The organism is Roseibium sp., from assembly GCF_025698965.1.
Lineage (GTDB): Bacteria > Pseudomonadota > Alphaproteobacteria > Rhizobiales > Stappiaceae > Roseibium.
This window is the reverse complement of record NZ_JAILWL010000092.1, coordinates 1-15,861: the sequence shown is the minus strand read 5'-3', so window position 1 is coordinate 15,861 and position 15,861 is coordinate 1. Positions and strand designations below refer to the sequence as shown.

Here is a 15,861-nt window from a genome sequence, read left to right as displayed (position 1 = left end):
GCCTCCGACGTGATCGGAACAAGCATTTCGAACTTCAATTCCTGTTCACGCTGACCGGATGCCATAATCTTGCCGGCCCGACCAAAAAAAGGATCATTGGCAACGTCCACATGGTGGGGCAATTGCAGCCTCTCCATCATGTCCTGACCACGCTGCTTCCATGTTTCGCGGAAGGCCATGGTCTGTTCTGCCGATCCAACCCGCACATATTCGCGCTGACGGAACATCTGCATACGTGCCGGGTCCTTGGACGGCTCGTGCCGGAAGCAATAGGATTGCAGGGCGACATAAGCCCCGTCGGCCGGCAGTGCCCCGCGTTTGGACAAGATCGGATAAAGCGGGTAGCAGGCAGCAGGTGTCAGAGCCACCTGCGTCGGTTTCTGGTCCTTCGACCAGTCTTCACCCGCCGCCATGCATTGCAACAGACCCATGTGGTCGTGATCATTGCCGCAAAAGGCGTGAACCGTACCTGCCAATTGCGGAAAACTCTTCATATACCCGCTGGTTTCGAAATCCTGCATGGTCATCCCCGGCGGGAACACCATGGCTTCGGAAATCTCGTCCTGGCCATAGGAAAGGGCAAAGGTCTCGAAGCGGGAAATCACATCCTCGAACTCGCCACTGCGGGCATAAAGACCATCAACGCCGGAAGCGTGCAGCACACCTTCCGCGAACAACTGATCAAGAAATGTAACTTGCGCGTCCATTACTTACCCCAACAGGCTGGTGTCTTGTTTGTTGACCAGCAACATCGTGGACGTATTGCCCAGGATCCGGTCGTTGGAAATCATCAGCTGAGCGGAGTGCGCGTCACGCAAGTGCCGTCCGAGGCTATAGGGGGTGCCGTTATTGTATCCGGCAATCCCGCAGATCAGCATGCAATGATTGATGATGGTCAGGATCGTCTGCGACGTGCCGACCTTCACGTTGTTCATGGCAACGGCAAAACTCATCGCATTGAGCGCATCGCTGTCACCCTTGCAGGTCTGAAACTGCTTGAGGCCGGCAACCACGTTTGCCTTGACCTGCTGCAGCAAGCTCGAAGCTTCTGCAAGCCGCAGGGCTCCTGGAGGAACCTGGCCTGGCGACTTGCGGGCGGCTGCTTTTACAAAGCTCTGCCCGCGGGCTACTGCGTCGGCGGCGATGCCATACCAAAGCGCACCCCACAACAGGTGGGAAACCGCCAGCATGGACTGGGCCGCTATTTCTGCAAATGGGCGCGGCAGGATCTGCTCCTTCGGTGCTTCAGCTTTGAAAATGTAGCCGTCCGAGCAGGTACCGCGCATGCCGAGCGTGTCCCAGACACTGGTCTGATCGAGTGTGTACTGGTCTTTCAAAAAGACCGTCGCAACCTGATCGGAATGGGCCGCATCCGGGTGACGGCGGGACGTCACCATGATTGCATCGGCATTTGCACCATAGGAGATTACGGTCGCGTCCTTGGTGAGGCGCGCCGTGTCACCTTCAATTTCAATCGCGCATAGTGAATTGCGGAGATTGCCGCCAATACCAGCTTCACTGGTTGCGGAGGCTATCAAAAGCTGCTCATCACAAATCCGCGTCAAAAAGGCTTCATGCCAGGCGCTGCCGACAGCGTAATCGGACAGGCTCGCAATCTGGATCTGGTGCATGGCATAGGTCATTGCGGTCGCAGCGCAGGACTGGCCAAGGATCGCGCAGACATCGGCAACCTCGGTGAGGTTGGCGTCCTCACCTCCCAGTTCCGGGCGGATCATGATGCCCATCAGCCGTTCGGCTTTGAGCGCTTCCATACCTTCAGCTGGAAAACGTCCTTCGATATCCACCTGGTCTGCAAATTCTGCAGCAACCTTGGCGGCGCGTTTGGCGCGATCGGACAGGCCCATCGCGGTGATCTTGCTGGCGGCAGTCATGTCTTAGGCCGCCTGCTCTTTGAGAATTTCAGAAAGTGCAGCTTCAATCGCCTCGATTGACGAGAAGGATTTGCGGTTCAGCAAGTGCTCGGGGAATTCGATGTCGAATTCTTCTTCCAGAGCGAGCATGACCTGAACAGAAGCGAATGAGGACAGACCAGTGTCATAAAGGTCTGCGCCGTCGGCAACGTCCTCGATCGCGATAGGAAGGTTGCCGTGGTTTCCCAGAAGGGTCCGAATTGTCTGTTTCATATCAATCCTTGCCAATAAACTTGTTTTGCTACGAACCGCTGCCTGCGTTCAAATAGCCATCTAATGCATAAATCGATAAACTGCACTTAAGAGGCATGGTAAAAAATTATGAAACAGAATAGTTAAATTCTTAAATTAAATTTTGTTAATCATAAACTTACCCAAAAACTTCTTTTCTTAAGGAAGAAAAACTCTTCCTCAACCTTACAGCATACGGCTTAATACTCCGTCACGCCGCACAATCCCATGATAAAGTGCTGCACCAATGTGCATGAGCACTGCCGCTGTGAACAATAGACCCAGAACTTCATGAACCGAAAACAGCTGCGCCGCCAGTTCGCGATCCTTCGCAACAAGTGAAGGCATTGTGAACATGCCGAAGACTGAAATCGCGGCTCCATAGGCGGAGGTAGCGACCCAACCGATGAACGGGTTGATGATCAGAAATCCATAAAGAAACCAGTGCGTCACGCCGGATGCAAAGCGCTGCCAGGCAGGAATGTCATCCGGCAGCGGTGCGGGTTTGTGCGCGAGCCGATAGAGCAGCCTGATGACTGTCAGGACCATCAGTACCACGCCAACGGAGCGGTGAAAATCGAACAGTTGATTTTGCAGCGGCCCGCTGCCGATGCGGATCATGATCAGGCCGGCGGGTACCATGGTCAACACAAGAAGAGCTGTCAGCCAATGGATGCTTCGCGCAAACAGGCTGTAGCGACCCGAACTATCGGACATTCAGTCTCTCCTCTCCCAGGTTTTGAAAGACTAGGTCGACGACTTGGCAATTTCAACAAGGTCACTTGGGATTGCAGGCAGCATTATTGTGGATATGCGGCGAAATCGACATGTCCGACGGTCATGCTCAAGAGACCGGCTTCAATTTGCTCGTGCCGCTGCCGCCACCATGCGTCCAGGGTGTCCGATGAGATGCCGACCTCGCGTCCGACACGGAGCCAGCCGCTCAGGAACTCACTCAGGAACGCCTTGGCAGATGGACTTATCATCCAGTCAGAAGTCCCTTGCACCACCTTGTATCCACGCGCTTCAAACAGCTCGATCGCAAACGCCGCAGCGTCCGGGCCAAGCGACATGCCGAACCCCTTGTCGGTCTTCTGATGCGAGTTCAATGCGCTCTTAAGGTCTTCATCATGATCGTCGCCCGGTGTAAAATCCGCGCGACCGTCATATGTCAGGCTCGCCAGAAACGGCCTGCCTGCCTGAACGACGCGGTCAGCCAGACGTTCCAGAAACGGTTCGGAAACCAGATCAAGAAAGGCAGACGTTGTAACCGCATCCACTTTTTCAAAGGGAAGCTTTTCAAGGTCTTTCGCCAGATCGGCGTGATGTACCGACATATTAAAGTTTGTCGCGATATCCCGACGCTTCACCGCCAAGTCGAGCAAGACCGGATCGAAATCCGTCAGCAACCAATCGGTTTCTTGAGGCAGCCGGGTTCCAAAAGCGGCAACCGTTGACCCTGCGCCGCTTGCAAGGTCCAGGATGCGCACCGAACCTGACGGCAGCTGGTCCAGAAAAGCTGTCTCGACCCGCCCGTTTCTGGCGGCAAGGTCCAGCGGCTCTCGCAAGGCGAGCCACTCGGACGAAAACCCGCTCATTCCTGCACCTCCTTCAAAACACACGCGAACCGTTCGGCAGCATCCTGCCAACTCGGGAAAGACAACGCCGCCTTCTTCGCCGCCTCGGTCATTTTGCTTCTGGTGCGGCTATCCGAGATCAGCAGTTGGAGTGCATTGCGAAGCCGGGCAACATCCTCCGTTCCGCAATAAATCGCGGCCTCATCCGGCAAAGTGTCCTTAACCGCGCCTGCTCCGCTTCCGATCACGGGCAAGCCATGGGCAAGCGCTTCCGTATAAGCCATGCCATACCCCTCATAGCGGCTCGCCAGTGCAAAGAGGTCGGCGTTTTGATAAAATGCCGTCAACTGATCGGATGGCAGCGCACCATGAAATGTGATCCTGCTGTCAAGGCCGAGACGGTGAGATTGCGACACCAAGGCCCGATGGCAGTCTGGATCGGAATCAAGCCCGCCGACAATGTCCAGGCGCCACTTCAGATCCGACAGGCCCGCAAGCGCTTCAAGCAGCAAGTCATACCCCTTGCGGGGAACGACCGTGCCAACCGAAAGCAAAGTCAAGGTTTCTGCCGGTGTCCGGTCTACCGGGTCAGGCCTTTCCGTCCCCGGAAGAATAACCGTCAGCTTGTCCTGCGGAACGTTAAACAGTTCGCTCACCTGCTCTGCAGTTGCGGGGCTGGTGACGATGACATGCCAGGAGTACTGCAAGGCCAGTCGCTCACTTTCCAACAAGGCCTGAGCCTGGGCCGGATCGAGGCCGTTTTCCCGGCAAAGCGGATGGTGCACCAACGCGACCAGTTTCAATTGCGCGGCAACCGCCTCAGAGGCTTCGGCCATCACGCCGAAGGCAAGACCATCGACGACCACGAGACTACCGGCAGGTAGAGCTTCGAGCATCCGTTGGGCAGCGCCCAAGGTTTCCGGCGAAGGGTTGGGAAAACCTGTTCCCAAGGACATGAGATCCACTTGCCATCCGAGACCACGCAGACCGGCAATCACCCGTCGATCGTAGCCATAACCCCCGGTCGGCGTTTCCAGATCTCCCGGATAGGCGAAAACGAGTTTTGACATCGGTCGATCAGATCCCGGCTTCGTACCAGGCGCGGGCAACGTGGGATTCTGAAATGGTAATCCGGATTGCGTTCAGTTCAGTTCCCGGCCGCCCCAGCCTATTGTCACGTGCAGCCTTTGCCAAATGATCGTGGATATGCTTGGTCAGGAACTCCGTTGTCGTGTTTACACCGGCGAATTCCGGGACGTCATCAAGGTTCTTGTAGTTGAGGGGTTGAAGCACTTCCTTCAAGGCGTCATGCGCCCTGCCGATGTCGATGACGACGCCGTTTTCATCGAGGCTTTCCGCCAAGAAGGCGGCGTCGATAACAAATGTCGCGCCGTGCAGGGCCTGGGCTGGGCCGAACAACTCTCCCTTGAAGGAATGAGCAATCATGACATGGTCGCGAACTTCAACTGCAAACATTGGTGGGATCCTGAAACTTCTGATCAAAAGACGGGGCAAGAGGTGATGGGATAATCCGTTAACCGGAAGCTTCCTCATATACAACGAGAGCGCCGAGCACATCTGACGCTTTGTTCAACAATTCGGGAAGCCGGTCAGGCAAGTCCGCGAACGAAACTCGGTGGCTGATCAGGTTGTCGAGCACCGGGTCTTCCAGCAGCGCAAGAGCTGTCTCCAGACGCCTGCGATAGGTCCAGCGGGGTTGCCGCTCAAACGGAATTGTTCCGACCTGGCTGGACACGAGCTTCAACCGGCGACAATGGAAATCAGCCCCGAGGGGCACTGCAACCTCTTTGTCACCATACCAGCTCATCTCGACAATCGAAGTACCATCACCTGCTGCGACGAGTGCCGTCGCCAAACCGGCAGCGCTTGCACTCGTGTGGAACACAAGATCTTGATCACGCGGTGCCTCATCGGGCAAGGAAAAGGAAACGCCGAGAGCCCGGGCAACCTTCGCGCGTCCAGGGTTTGTGTCGATTATCGTCACGTTTGATCCGGGTATGCGACCGGCAACGTATGCTGTGAGGAGGCCGACCACTCCGCCTCCGACCACGCAGATGTGATCCCCAGGTGATGGTTTTCCGTCCCATAAAGCATTGAAAGCCGTTTCCATATTTGCTGCCAGAACAGCACGTTCGGGCGAAACACCATCGGGAACCGGCACACAGGAACCGGAAGGAAGAGTGAAGACGTTTTGGTGCGGATAGAGCGAAAACACAATACGACCAACAAGGCCGGGATCGCCTTCAACGACCCTGCCGACATTGGAATACCCGTATTTGACCGGAAACGGAAAATCCCCCTCCTGGAACGGTGCGCGCATGCGAAGCCACTCGCTTTCAGGAACCTCGCCGCGAAATATGAGGCCCTCCGTCCCACGGCTGATGCCGCTGAAAAGCGTCTCAATTCTGACATCACCCGCTTCAGGCGGCCTGCAAGGAATACTCCTGATTGCGCATGTCTCATGATCAGTATACCAGAGCGCGAACGGTCCGCCATCGCTGTCCGGTGTTCCAGTCGCCATACTCATCAATTCCCTTCCCTGCACACACGCACGTCTTTGCCAATATTAGGACATTTTGCCGTGCGCACTATTGCAACGATTGCCCTGATTGGAAGTCACAAAAATGTTTCGAGTCTTTGACATGTCCTTTTCAGAGAAAACAGCCACCAAAATGACCACCAGACGATTTATCTTTCTTGCCCTGCTTGTCCTGAGTTTTGCCGCACTGACCGGCCTTATGGCAGTCACACTGACACCTGGGGGCCTGACACCGCTCGACTTGTTCATCCTGCTGTGTTTCTTGATCACACTGCCCTGGACGATCATCGGTTTCTGGAATGCGGTCATTGGACTTCTCGTCATGCGGCTTTCGAAAAATCCGGAGGAAGCGGTTTGCCCGATCGCAAGCGGTGACCCGGACAGCCCATTGCAAAGTTCAACGGCACTTTTGTCCTGTATCCGTGACGAAGACACCGAGAGCCTGGAAGTCAACCTGAGTACCATGGTCTCCCAGCTTGTTCGCGCGGGTCAGGCCGATCATTTCACGCTATACGTGCTCAGCGACACGTCGATGGACGATATTGCGCTGCAGGAACAACAGATGAGCGCGCGTCTGTCCGAGCGTTATCTGGGCCAGATGGAAGTCATCTACCGCAGACGTTCCCAGAACACCGGCTTCAAGGCCGGCAACATCGAGAATTTCTGCGATCAGTGGGGTGACCAACACGATTTCGCCCTGGTTCTGGATGCCGACAGTTACATGTCCCCCGACGCGATCACTGGCCTGGTTCGCCGTATGGAGGCAAACCCGAATGTCGGCATTCTGCAGAGCCTCGTGGTCGGTTTGCCAACGGACAGTGCCTTTGCACGTATCTTTCAATTCGGTATGCGCCTTGGAATGCGTTCTTACACCATTGGCAGTGCCTGGTGGCAGGGAGATTGCGGCCCTTACTGGGGACATAACGCTTTGTTGCGCCTGAAGCCGTTCAAGGAACACTGCCGCCTGCCCGAGTTACCAGGAAAGGGACCTCTTGCAGGCACGATCCTGTCCCATGATCAGGTGGAAGCCGTGCTGATGCGCCGTGCCGGTTATGAAGTGCGTGTGCTGCCGCTGGAAACCGGTAGCTACGAGGTCAATCCGCCTCATCTTCTGGAGTTCATCCGCAGAGACCTGCGCTGGTGTCAGGGTAACCTGCAATATCGCAGGCTTCTTGGCATGCAGGGTCTCAAACCCGTCAGTCGCGCGCAACTCTTTCTGGCCATTCTGATGTTTTTGGGTTCACCGGCCTGGATTGGCTTCATGACCGCAGCAGCTATCCTGGGAATGACAACCGACTATGCCCCTTACCGACTGGACACGGGACTTGTTTTGTTCGCGACCGTCATCACCATGGTGTTTGCGCCCAAGCTGGCAACGGTTGCCGACGTATTGGCACGACCTGACCTCAGAAAGGCCTTTGGCGGTCCGGTTAGGGTGCTTCTCAGCACGTTCGCCGAAATCCTCTACTCCGCCATGCTGGCACCGATCATGGCCGTGGCCCATACGCTTTTCATGGGTGGTCTCCTGTTCGGAAAGACCATCGGCTGGGGCGCCCAGGCCCGTGGCGTCAAACGCCTGCCGGTCCTGCTCGCCGGTCGCAAACTCTGGCCGCAAACACTGTTCGGCCTGGCGGGTCTTGCGTGGGTGTCCGGACAACCGCTTGAAATGGTGTGGCCCGTCATTCCGGTCGCAATCGGTCCGCTTGCGGCAATGTTGCTCGCCGTTTCAACTTCCACCAAAACGCTTGGCAAGATTGCGATCCGCTCCACGCTCTGGCGCATTCCAGAGGAAACAGCGCCACCGGAGTTTCTTGCAGACCTGCATCTGCCGGCACTCGTTCAAGGATCTTCTCCTCCGATCACGCAGTCCGGCCTCGTCCAGGACGACGCCAAGTCGGCCGAAGCCGCCTGAAACAAAAAAGAGACCGGCCTTCAAGCCGGTCTTTTTCTCTTTGAATATTTGAAACGATTAGGCTGCGTTGGACGATGCCAGCGGCTGGGTCAGGAAATCGTACATTTCCTCAACATCGGACGAGCCGCGCAAGCCCTGCGTCACGGCCCCATCGCGGAGCTGACGGGCAATTCTGGCAAGCGCTTTCAAATGATCGGCGCCGGCACCCTCCGGGGCCAGCAACAGGAACACAAGATCGACAGGTTCGTCATCCAGCGCGTCAAAATCGATCGGCTTGTCCAGTTTCGCAAATACGCCCACCAGACGGTCCAGACGCGTCAATTTTCCATGGGGAATCGCGATGCCGTGGCCGACACCTGTGGATCCCAATCTTTCGCGCTGAAGCAGCGTGTCGAAAATTTCACGTTCTGAAAGACCGGTCAGCATCGCCGCTTTCGCGGACAGCTCCTGAATTGCCTGTTTTTTGCTTTTTACTTTCAACCCGGCAACGACCGCGTCTTTACCCAGAAGATCGCTAAGATCCATTAGTTCGCCTACAAGTTTCAGAAGTCGGCTTCTCCGCGAAGCCGACTTCTTCCGCATCAATTATTCGGCAGCTTCACTCGCCACCAAAGCTGGGTCTATCCACCCTATATTGCCATCGGAGCGGCGATAAACAACGTTTACACCGCCATTTGCCGCATTTTTGAACATGACAACAGGAGCCTCGGTGAGGTCCAGCTCCATGACTGCCATGCCGACAGTCATTGTTTTAACCTTGGCGGAAGTTTCGGCAATGATCAGCGGATTGAAATCCGCCGGCACTTCCTCGTCTTCCTCCGGAGAGGCTAGCACGTAAGACGCTGCCTCGTAAGTTTCTCGACCATTGCCGTTGTGGCCATGGTGATCTTTCAGCTTGCGCTTATAGCGCCGCAACCGTTTCTCGATCTTTTCCGCTGCGAGATCGAAACTGGTGCGCGGGTCCTGATCCTGCGCGGACACCTGAAGGACAATGCCTGTGTTCAGGTGCAGGCTGCATTCGGACTTGAAGCCCGTGCCCTCCCTGCTGAGAGTAACGTGGCCTGTGAATCCGCCTGTGAAATATTTCGACAAGGCATCTTCGATTCGGTCTGTGATGTGCTCGCGCATTGCATCGCCGACATCAACATTCTTACCCGAAATCCGCAAAGCCATGGGGACCTCTTCTTCTTCTATTGACCGATAGGTCACCGGCGGTCAGCCGGTGATGAAACGCGAAACGTTTCAAGCCCACAGAATGGACCAGTAAGCGCCGAAGCGCCATCCCCTCATTACGCCATGAGGGCGGTGCTATAATTGCGGTAACGCAAAGAGTCAATTCTTTCTGAAAAAACCGTGCAACCCGACTGAAACAACATTGTAAACGCGTTGTATTTCATCAGTGGAAATCTCTGATTTATTTACAGGATTTTATTTTCCCACACAAACTCCCGTTGAGGCAAACTGCTATAAACGGGCATTTTTCTCGCGGCGACGCTGCACGGACGAGCCGATTTTCATGGCTTCCCGATACTTCGCAACCGTTCTGCGGGCAATGTCGACGCCATCATCTTTCAAAATTTTTACGATCGTATCGTCGGACAAAATGGACTTTGGGTCCTCGGCATCAATCAATTGCCTTATCTTGTGCCTCACCGCTTCCGCGGAGTGCGCATCACCGCCAACGGTCGCAGAAATGGCGGAAGAGAAGAAATATTTCAGCTCGTATACGCCTCGCGGCGTTGCCATGTACTTGTTTGAGGTTACACGACTGACAGTCGATTCATGCATACTGATCGCTTCGGCAATCGTTCTCAGGTTCAACGGCCGCAAGTGCTCAATTCCATAAGTCAGAAAGCCGTCCTGCTGGCGGACGATTTCTGTCGACACCTTGAGAATCGTTTTCGCGCGCTGGTCCAGGCTCTTGGCAAGCCAATTGGCGGTCTGCAACGAATCGGTGAGATATTCCTTCTCGGTTTCATTGCGCGCAGTCTTGATCACTTTTGCGTAATATGTCTGGTTTACCAGCACTTTAGGCAGGGTGTCGGAATTCAGTTCCACGGTCCAGGTGCCGTCATTGGCCGGACGCACAAACACGTCCGGAACCACTGGTTGAACCAGCGAGGTTCCAAATGCCCCGCCCGGCTTGGGGTCAAGCGCGCGGATTTCGGCAATCATCTCGACAAGATCCTCTTCATCCACGCAGCAGATCTTCTTAAGAGCCGGAAAATCCCGCTTCGCAAGCAATTCGATATTGTCGATGAGCGCTTCCATTGCCGGGTCGAAGCGGTTCTTGTCGACCAACTGAAGCTTCAGGCACTCCGCAAGATTGCGCGCGAAGACACCGGCAGGCTCGAAAGACTGCAAAACCTTCAATACACGCTCAACCCGCCCGACATCGACACCAAGCTGCTCGGCGGTCTCGGCAAGATCCACGTAGAGATAGCCGGTTTCGTCAAGCGAATTGACCAGGTGCCCGCCAATCATCTTGTCGACGTCATCGCCGAGCGCCAGATGCATCTGTTCCTCAAGCGAGTTGGTTAGGGAGACCTCGTCGGCGACAAAGGCTTCCAGATTGTAATCCTCCGAAGCACCGCCACTTGAATTGTTCTTGTAACTGTCACCAGTCTTCAAAACCGCAGGATCCGGGGAAGCCGGAACTCCAGGTTCATCCGGAAACACGTTTCCCAGATCCGTATCCATCCGTGACGCAATGGCCTCTGATCCGGTTTCGAGATCCTTCTGCATCCAATCGCCGGAATCGGGTTCGTCACCCTGCGAAGACGTTGTTGCAGTGTCTTGAGAAGCTTCAACGGCCTGATTGTCATGACCGGCCTCGCCGGTAGCTGGCGGTTCGCCGGTGATGCCTTCCCCCTCGCCCTTTTCAAGCAGCGGATTGCGTTCCAGCTCGGCTTCCACATAGGAAATCAGATCGAGATTGGACATTTGCAACAGCTTGATCGCCTGCATCAGTTGCGGCGTCATGATCAGCGACTGGCTTTGCCGCATCTCCAACTTGGTTGAAATGGCCATTGATTTCCGGGCGCCTAACAGGTCGGTTGGTCTGGTTTTTGCTTATTTGTTGCTGACTGACGTTATAGCCCAGGTCATACCCTCATAAAATAGACTGCGAGGGTATGAGTGAATTTTTTCGGGTACAAGGCGCGATACTGCAGGAAACCGAGTTGGTTTCAACGTTTTGCAGCGAAGTTTCCGGGAAATTTCAAACTAACCCGAGGGCACGTAAAATGGTTTCGATCGGCCGCGATTATGCGCTTATCGCCGTTTGCTGCACTATCGCAGTCTGTTTTTGAGGGTATGGCCCAGCCGCCCACCTGCCATCAAAGCGTAAACTGTTCGCCCAGATAAAGCCGGCGCACATCCGGATTTGTAACGATCTCCTGGGGCAGTCCTTCGGTCAGAACCTCTCCGGCCGCAATGATGTAAGCGCGGTCGATCAGACCCAGGGTTTCGCGCACATTGTGGTCGGTGATCAGAACCCCGATGCCGCGCTGCGTCAGATGGCGCACCAGTTGCTGGATGTCGCCGACGGCAATCGGGTCGATCCCTGCGAAAGGTTCATCGAGCAGCATGAAGGAAGGGCGGCTTGCCAGCGCACGGGCAATTTCAACACGTCTGCGCTCACCGCCCGAAAGTGCGATACTGGGTGATTTACGCAAATGAGTCAGGCCGAATTCCGCCAAAAGTGAATCGAGTTCTTCGCGGCGTTTCTGACGATCCGGTTCAATGACTTCCAGAACGGCCCGAATGTTCTCTTCCACTGTCAGGCCACGAAAGATCGAAGCTTCCTGCGGGAGATATCCAATGCCCAACCGAGCCCTGCGATACATCGGCATGCGCGTAATATCGAAACCTTCCAGCGAGATTTTACCCTGATCGGGCTGAATCAGTCCGGTGATCATGTAAAAGGTCGTTGTTTTACCGGCTCCATTGGGCCCCAGCAGGCCAACAGCTTCGCCCGGTTTCACGGAAAGGCTGACATACTTCACCACCTGGCGACGGCCGAAGGTTTTGCCGACACCCTCGACGACCAGAGCCTGAGACAGGTCTTCCCGATCCTGGCCGTCATCCGGAATGCTTCCATGCAACCCGTTATCCGATCCTTGCCGAAGCTCCAAGTAGGGTCTGAGACCTGGGGTGTCCAATAAGCTTTGTCAACAAATTCAATTGCCTTGTACGCTGTTTGGCTGAATACGGACCTTCACCCGGCCGCTGCCGCCCTGGCCTCCAACCTGCCCCTTGGCCGCCGTCAGGTTCGCCTGACCGGTTTTCAGATTGACAGTGAGTTTGCTGCCGACAACCACGTTCGGCCCCTGGGAGAGAACCACCTCGTTACCGGTCATCACCATGACTTCGCGATTCATGTCGAAGCTCGCCTGATCGCCCTTGGCGGTCTGGTCCTTGGAGCTGATATAGACACCGCCTTCCGCCTCAAGTCGGGAAATTCGCTGCTGTACAGCCCCTTCCTTGGCTTGTGCACCCGAGCCGGCATAGAAGACCTTGAGCCGCTGGGTCTCCAGGCTGGTTTCGCCTTGCGTTACAACAACGTCGCCAACAAAGGTCGCCGTATTGTTCTGGTCTTCAACGCGAAGTTCACCCGCTTCGATTTCGATGGGTTCGCCTTCGTTGGATCCGAAACCTGCAAAGGCGTCCGAAAATGTCTGAGCCTGCGCAGCACCGGCAATGACGGCCGCGGCAGTCGCAATCATAAGGCGTTTGAAAAATGTCATCTCTTACTGTCCTTCAGAGTCCTTGCCATCAGACACCGCGCCTTCAGAAGCCGGGTTGAGGGTCATCTTGATGCCGTCGGAAAAGCGAACGAGACCCTTTTCCTGATCGTATGTAAGTTTGCCTGCCACGACATGTCCCTGATCAGAACGGATCGAAACCGGCTCCGTGGTCGTCAGGGCGCCGTTGCTCAGGTCGATTTCCACTTCCGACAGATCCACCTTGTAGCCTTCACTCCATTCAAGCTGAATGCCATCATACAGGCGTAAGGTTTCCGCAGCGTTATTATATGTTCCCTTGAGGGCAATGATTTCAGCGCTCTCGTCTGCGCCGAGCACGATATCCGCCCTGATGATTTCAAGATCGATGATCCGCGGATCGCTCAGACGCTGTATCGCCCGGCGCGCGGTCACCTTGTAGGAACGGTCATCGTCGTGACCGGACAGCTCCGGGTGATCCATCACCAGCCCTTCGCTGGTCAACATCACATTTGCCGCCCCGAATCCGCTGAGAAAATTGAACAAGACAACCAGGCCAATCATGCCTCCAAGGATCAGTAAACCGATCGCGGGAAACAGCCAGCGCAGTATCCGCACGAGCAGGCTGTGCCGGCGCGCGGACTTTTGCGCCCGGCTCGGCAGCCGCTTGGGAGCTGCTTCTCCCGGAAATTCGCTGGTGACGCTCAATGCGACCTCCGAAAACCCATGGCGACGTGCTCAAACGGCACGGGTCGTCCTTCAAATCACGAATGAGCGAAAATGTCCGTTTCGTCCCACCCTTTGAGGTCCAGCTCAGCGCGGACCGGCAAAAATTCAAAACATGCCCTGGCAATATCACCGCGCTCTTCGCGCTTCAGCATGAATTCCAGTTTTTCCTTAAGAGCGTGCAGATAAAGCACATCCGACGCGGCATACGCCAATTGTGCATCGGACAACGTCTCTGCGGCCCAGTCCGAGCTCTGTTGCTGTTTGGACAATTCCACACCCAGGAGCTCGCGCGTAATGTCTTTCAATCCGTGCCGGTCAGTATAGGTGCGCACCAGCTTCGATGCGATTTTGGTGCACCAGACCGGTGAAACCTGAATGTTCAGATAGTGCCGCAGGACGGCAACATCAAATCTGGCAAAGTGAAAAATCTTAGGTTTCGTTGCATCGGTGAACAAAGCGGCAAGGTTCGGGGCATCCTTTTGACCGCGGGCAATCTGAACAACGTCCGCAGTTCCGTCACCAGGAGACAGTTGCACGACGCAGAGACGATCCCGATGGGGGTTGAGACCGAGCGTCTCTGAGTCCACCGCCACCGCTTCTGCCGTTTCATAGGCCTTCAGGTCAGGGAGATCTCCCTTGTGGTAGCGAATGGTCATCTTGTGTCGTCTCCTGTTGCCGCGTCTAAGCAATGCACATTTTTTTGGCCACTTATGTCGAAGCACAGTTATGACCCATTTGACCGTCAGGTAAAACATGCGGCCCGATGTGGCAAGCGGATTGCGGTTGAAGACGACCGAAGAACAGGGCCGATGACTATTTCTTGATCCGGAACGCCTCGTGGCAGGACTTGCAGGTCGCTGCAACCTTGCCGAAGGCACCGGCGACAGTTTTCCGGTCTGCGTTCTGGTCCGCCAGGGTTTTCAAAGCCAGAGCTGACGTCTGCAGATTAGCTGCCAGATCAGAAAACTTCGTCCAATCGGTCCAGATAGCCGGACTGGCTTCGCTTGGCGACTGCAGACTTCCTTCCGGAAACAGCTCCGTCAGCGCTTCACCGCCATGTACAGCAATCGCGCCCCCGGCATTCGCAATCTTGACCGGATCATATGGCGCAACTCCCTTTATCATCTGCCCGATGGATTTGACGTTGCGGCCAATGTCCGACATCGCATCCATGCGTTCCTTGACAATGCCGGTCGCCCCGCCATGTGCCCAGGCCGCCCCTGCCGCCAGGACACCTGCCCCCAAAACCAGTGCTGCGTGTATGCGCTTCATGTTCCGCCCCTCCCAAGAGCTTTAGTAAATGCCATTTGCACGCTGTAGCGCGCGAACATACCCAACGATGTTGTCAACGTCCGTCTCGGTAACCGTGGCCACTGGCGGCATGTTGCCGAAGGTCCAGTGGTGCGCCCGTACCCCTTGTTTCACGGCCAGGTAAAAAGCGCCGTCCGCGTGATGACCGGGCTCATAAATCTTGTGTACCAACGGAGGGCCAATCCCGTTTCGCCCATCGGCCTTGTCTCCGTGACATGTAGCGCAATTGGCTTGAAACGCGATCTCACCGTCCAGCTCCACCTTGGAGAGATCCGGTCTTGAAACGGCAATCATCGGACCAGCATGAGGCTCCGGGCGGGCACTTTGGCGATTTTGCTGCCACAGGATCAGTCCGCCCGACAGCAGAACAGTACCGGCGACCATGGCCAGAACAAGATGTCTGCTCGTCAAAATGATTTGCTCCTCACATCCCTTTTGCGGGAGGCAGGCACACCGGCCAGGTCATCAATAATCGGGCACTCGGGCCGGTCATCGCCATGACAGGCATCCATCAACGTCGTCAGGACGCGTTTCAGGGACATGAGTTCCGCAATCTTCCGATCGATCTCGCGTATCTTGGTTCCCGTCAGGGCTTTGACATCTGCGCTCGCCCGGTTTCTATCCTGATAAAGCGACAGCAATTCCCTGCATTCCTCGATCGAAAACCCGAGGCTGCGGGCGCGCTGCAGGAATTTCAACCGCTCGATGTCGGCCTCGGAAAAGTCCCGATATCCATTTCCGGTCCGGCATGGCTCGACCAGACCAATTTCTTCGTAATAGCGGATGGTCTTCGCCGGAAGCAGACTCATCTCGGATGCGGTTCCGATGTTCATCTTTCCGACCTCACAGCTTCAGGGTACGCAGACGCAGGGCATTGCTGATCACG

General features: G+C 55.7%; 19 protein-coding genes. 1 reads left to right on the top strand and 18 read right to left on the bottom strand.

The features are described from left to right. The 8 genes from K5905_RS09805 to K5905_RS09770 form a co-directional block, all read right to left on the bottom strand. Nucleotides 1-707: amino acid--[acyl-carrier-protein] ligase (locus K5905_RS09805; protein ID WP_297583047.1), on the bottom strand; the 707-nt coding region annotated here is incomplete at its 3' end. A 3-nt stretch (nucleotides 708-710) separates the two neighbouring features. Further along, nucleotides 711-1,892, bottom strand: a complete 1,182-nt coding sequence (locus tag K5905_RS09800; RefSeq protein ID WP_297583044.1) for an acyl-CoA dehydrogenase family protein — start codon at nucleotides 1,890-1,892, stop codon at nucleotides 711-713. A 3-nt stretch (nucleotides 1,893-1,895) separates the two neighbouring features. Beyond that, a complete protein-coding gene (locus K5905_RS09795) occupies nucleotides 1,896-2,144 on the bottom strand; it encodes an acyl carrier protein (RefSeq protein ID WP_297583042.1) in 249 nt (82 codons plus the stop codon). Nucleotides 2,145-2,348: 204 nt separating this feature from the next. After that, a complete protein-coding gene (locus tag K5905_RS09790) occupies nucleotides 2,349-2,879 on the bottom strand; it encodes a cytochrome b (RefSeq protein ID WP_297583040.1) in 531 nt (176 codons plus the stop codon). Nucleotides 2,880-2,962: 83 nt separating this feature from the next. Beyond that, entirely contained in the window at nucleotides 2,963-3,760 is a 798-nt protein-coding gene (locus K5905_RS09785) for a class I SAM-dependent methyltransferase (protein ID WP_297583038.1), read from the bottom strand. Then, nucleotides 3,757-4,809, bottom strand: coding sequence for a glycosyltransferase family 4 protein (locus K5905_RS09780; protein WP_297583036.1), 1,053 nt, complete (start codon nucleotides 4,807-4,809; stop codon nucleotides 3,757-3,759). Before K5905_RS09780 ends, K5905_RS09785 begins: the two co-directional genes overlap by 4 nt. Before the next feature lie 7 nt (nucleotides 4,810-4,816). Next, nucleotides 4,817-5,215: a 6-carboxytetrahydropterin synthase gene (locus K5905_RS09775; RefSeq protein ID WP_297583035.1), complete on the bottom strand. Its 399-nt coding sequence runs from the start codon at nucleotides 5,213-5,215 to the stop codon at nucleotides 4,817-4,819. A gap of 58 nt (nucleotides 5,216-5,273) precedes the next feature. Beyond that, a complete protein-coding gene (locus tag K5905_RS09770; RefSeq protein ID WP_297583033.1) occupies nucleotides 5,274-6,287 on the bottom strand; it encodes a zinc-binding alcohol dehydrogenase in 1,014 nt (337 codons plus the stop codon). 97 nt (nucleotides 6,288-6,384) lie between these two features. On the opposite strand from K5905_RS09770, the gene mdoH reads away from it, so the two are divergent. Further along, entirely contained in the window at nucleotides 6,385-8,211 is a 1,827-nt protein-coding gene (gene mdoH / locus K5905_RS09765) for a glucans biosynthesis glucosyltransferase MdoH (RefSeq protein WP_297583030.1), read from the top strand. Between the two features lie 57 nt (nucleotides 8,212-8,268). On the opposite strand, the gene ptsN is transcribed toward mdoH, so the two are convergent. The 10 genes from ptsN to cueR all read right to left on the bottom strand — a co-directional run bounded on the left by ptsN (nucleotide 8,269) and on the right by cueR (nucleotide 15,808). After that, nucleotides 8,269-8,736, bottom strand: coding sequence for a PTS IIA-like nitrogen regulatory protein PtsN (gene ptsN, locus K5905_RS09760; protein WP_297583025.1), 468 nt, complete (start codon nucleotides 8,734-8,736; stop codon nucleotides 8,269-8,271). 60 nt (nucleotides 8,737-8,796) lie between these two features. Continuing rightward, nucleotides 8,797-9,384, bottom strand: coding sequence for a ribosome-associated translation inhibitor RaiA (gene raiA / locus K5905_RS09755; protein ID WP_297583022.1), 588 nt, complete (start codon nucleotides 9,382-9,384; stop codon nucleotides 8,797-8,799). 291 nt (nucleotides 9,385-9,675) lie between these two features. Beyond that, nucleotides 9,676-11,241 (bottom strand): RNA polymerase factor sigma-54, encoded by a 1,566-nt coding sequence (gene rpoN / locus K5905_RS09750; protein WP_297583021.1) that lies wholly within the window; start codon nucleotides 11,239-11,241, stop codon nucleotides 9,676-9,678. Between the two features lie 308 nt (nucleotides 11,242-11,549). Further along, on the bottom strand, nucleotides 11,550-12,317 hold the full coding sequence (gene lptB, locus K5905_RS09745; protein WP_297583019.1) for an LPS export ABC transporter ATP-binding protein: 768 nt from the start codon (nucleotides 12,315-12,317) through the stop codon (nucleotides 11,550-11,552). Nucleotides 12,318-12,392: 75 nt separating this feature from the next. Continuing rightward, complete coding sequence (locus K5905_RS09740; RefSeq protein ID WP_297583016.1) at nucleotides 12,393-12,959, bottom strand: LptA/OstA family protein; 567 nt, start codon at nucleotides 12,957-12,959, stop codon at nucleotides 12,393-12,395. Nucleotides 12,960-12,962: 3 nt separating this feature from the next. Next, nucleotides 12,963-13,643: an LPS export ABC transporter periplasmic protein LptC gene (lptC, locus tag K5905_RS09735; protein WP_297583013.1), complete on the bottom strand. Its 681-nt coding sequence runs from the start codon at nucleotides 13,641-13,643 to the stop codon at nucleotides 12,963-12,965. A gap of 56 nt (nucleotides 13,644-13,699) precedes the next feature. Next, on the bottom strand, nucleotides 13,700-14,320 hold the full coding sequence (locus K5905_RS09730; RefSeq protein WP_297583011.1) for a ribonuclease H-like domain-containing protein: 621 nt from the start codon (nucleotides 14,318-14,320) through the stop codon (nucleotides 13,700-13,702). Between the two features lie 157 nt (nucleotides 14,321-14,477). After that, the gene (locus K5905_RS09725; protein ID WP_297583008.1) at nucleotides 14,478-14,936 is read right to left on the bottom strand and encodes a cytochrome c; all 459 of its coding nucleotides are present in this window, start codon (nucleotides 14,934-14,936) and stop codon (nucleotides 14,478-14,480) included. 21 nt (nucleotides 14,937-14,957) lie between these two features. Further along, entirely contained in the window at nucleotides 14,958-15,386 is a 429-nt protein-coding gene (locus K5905_RS09720; protein WP_297583005.1) for a cytochrome c, read from the bottom strand. Then, a complete protein-coding gene (gene cueR, locus K5905_RS09715) occupies nucleotides 15,383-15,808 on the bottom strand; it encodes a Cu(I)-responsive transcriptional regulator (RefSeq protein ID WP_297583002.1) in 426 nt (141 codons plus the stop codon). The genes K5905_RS09720 and cueR overlap by 4 nt, the downstream gene beginning before the upstream one ends. Nucleotides 15,809-15,861 lie beyond the last annotated feature (53 nt).

Coding starts and splice junctions, on each gene's coding strand:
- cueR (WP_297583002.1), bottom strand. CDS start 15,808: ATGAACATCGGAACCGCATCCGAGATGAGTCTGCTTCCGGCGAAGACC.
- ptsN (WP_297583025.1), bottom strand. CDS start 8,736: ATGGATCTTAGCGATCTTCTGGGTAAAGACGCGGTCGTTGCCGGGTTG.
- mdoH (WP_297583030.1), top strand. CDS start 6,385: ATGTTTCGAGTCTTTGACATGTCCTTTTCAGAGAAAACAGCCACCAAA.
- K5905_RS09740 (WP_297583016.1), bottom strand. CDS start 12,959: ATGACATTTTTCAAACGCCTTATGATTGCGACTGCCGCGGCCGTCATT.
- K5905_RS09785 (WP_297583038.1), bottom strand. CDS start 3,760: ATGAGCGGGTTTTCGTCCGAGTGGCTCGCCTTGCGAGAGCCGCTGGAC.
- K5905_RS09780 (WP_297583036.1), bottom strand. CDS start 4,809: ATGTCAAAACTCGTTTTCGCCTATCCGGGAGATCTGGAAACGCCGACC.
- K5905_RS09770 (WP_297583033.1), bottom strand. CDS start 6,287: ATGAGTATGGCGACTGGAACACCGGACAGCGATGGCGGACCGTTCGCG.
- K5905_RS09795 (WP_297583042.1), bottom strand. CDS start 2,144: ATGAAACAGACAATTCGGACCCTTCTGGGAAACCACGGCAACCTTCCT.
- raiA (WP_297583022.1), bottom strand. CDS start 9,384: ATGGCTTTGCGGATTTCGGGTAAGAATGTTGATGTCGGCGATGCAATG.
- K5905_RS09790 (WP_297583040.1), bottom strand. CDS start 2,879: ATGTCCGATAGTTCGGGTCGCTACAGCCTGTTTGCGCGAAGCATCCAT.
- K5905_RS09775 (WP_297583035.1), bottom strand. CDS start 5,215: ATGTTTGCAGTTGAAGTTCGCGACCATGTCATGATTGCTCATTCCTTC.
- K5905_RS09725 (WP_297583008.1), bottom strand. CDS start 14,936: ATGAAGCGCATACACGCAGCACTGGTTTTGGGGGCAGGTGTCCTGGCG.
- rpoN (WP_297583021.1), bottom strand. CDS start 11,241: ATGGCCATTTCAACCAAGTTGGAGATGCGGCAAAGCCAGTCGCTGATC.
- K5905_RS09730 (WP_297583011.1), bottom strand. CDS start 14,320: ATGACCATTCGCTACCACAAGGGAGATCTCCCTGACCTGAAGGCCTAT.
- K5905_RS09800 (WP_297583044.1), bottom strand. CDS start 1,892: ATGACTGCCGCCAGCAAGATCACCGCGATGGGCCTGTCCGATCGCGCC.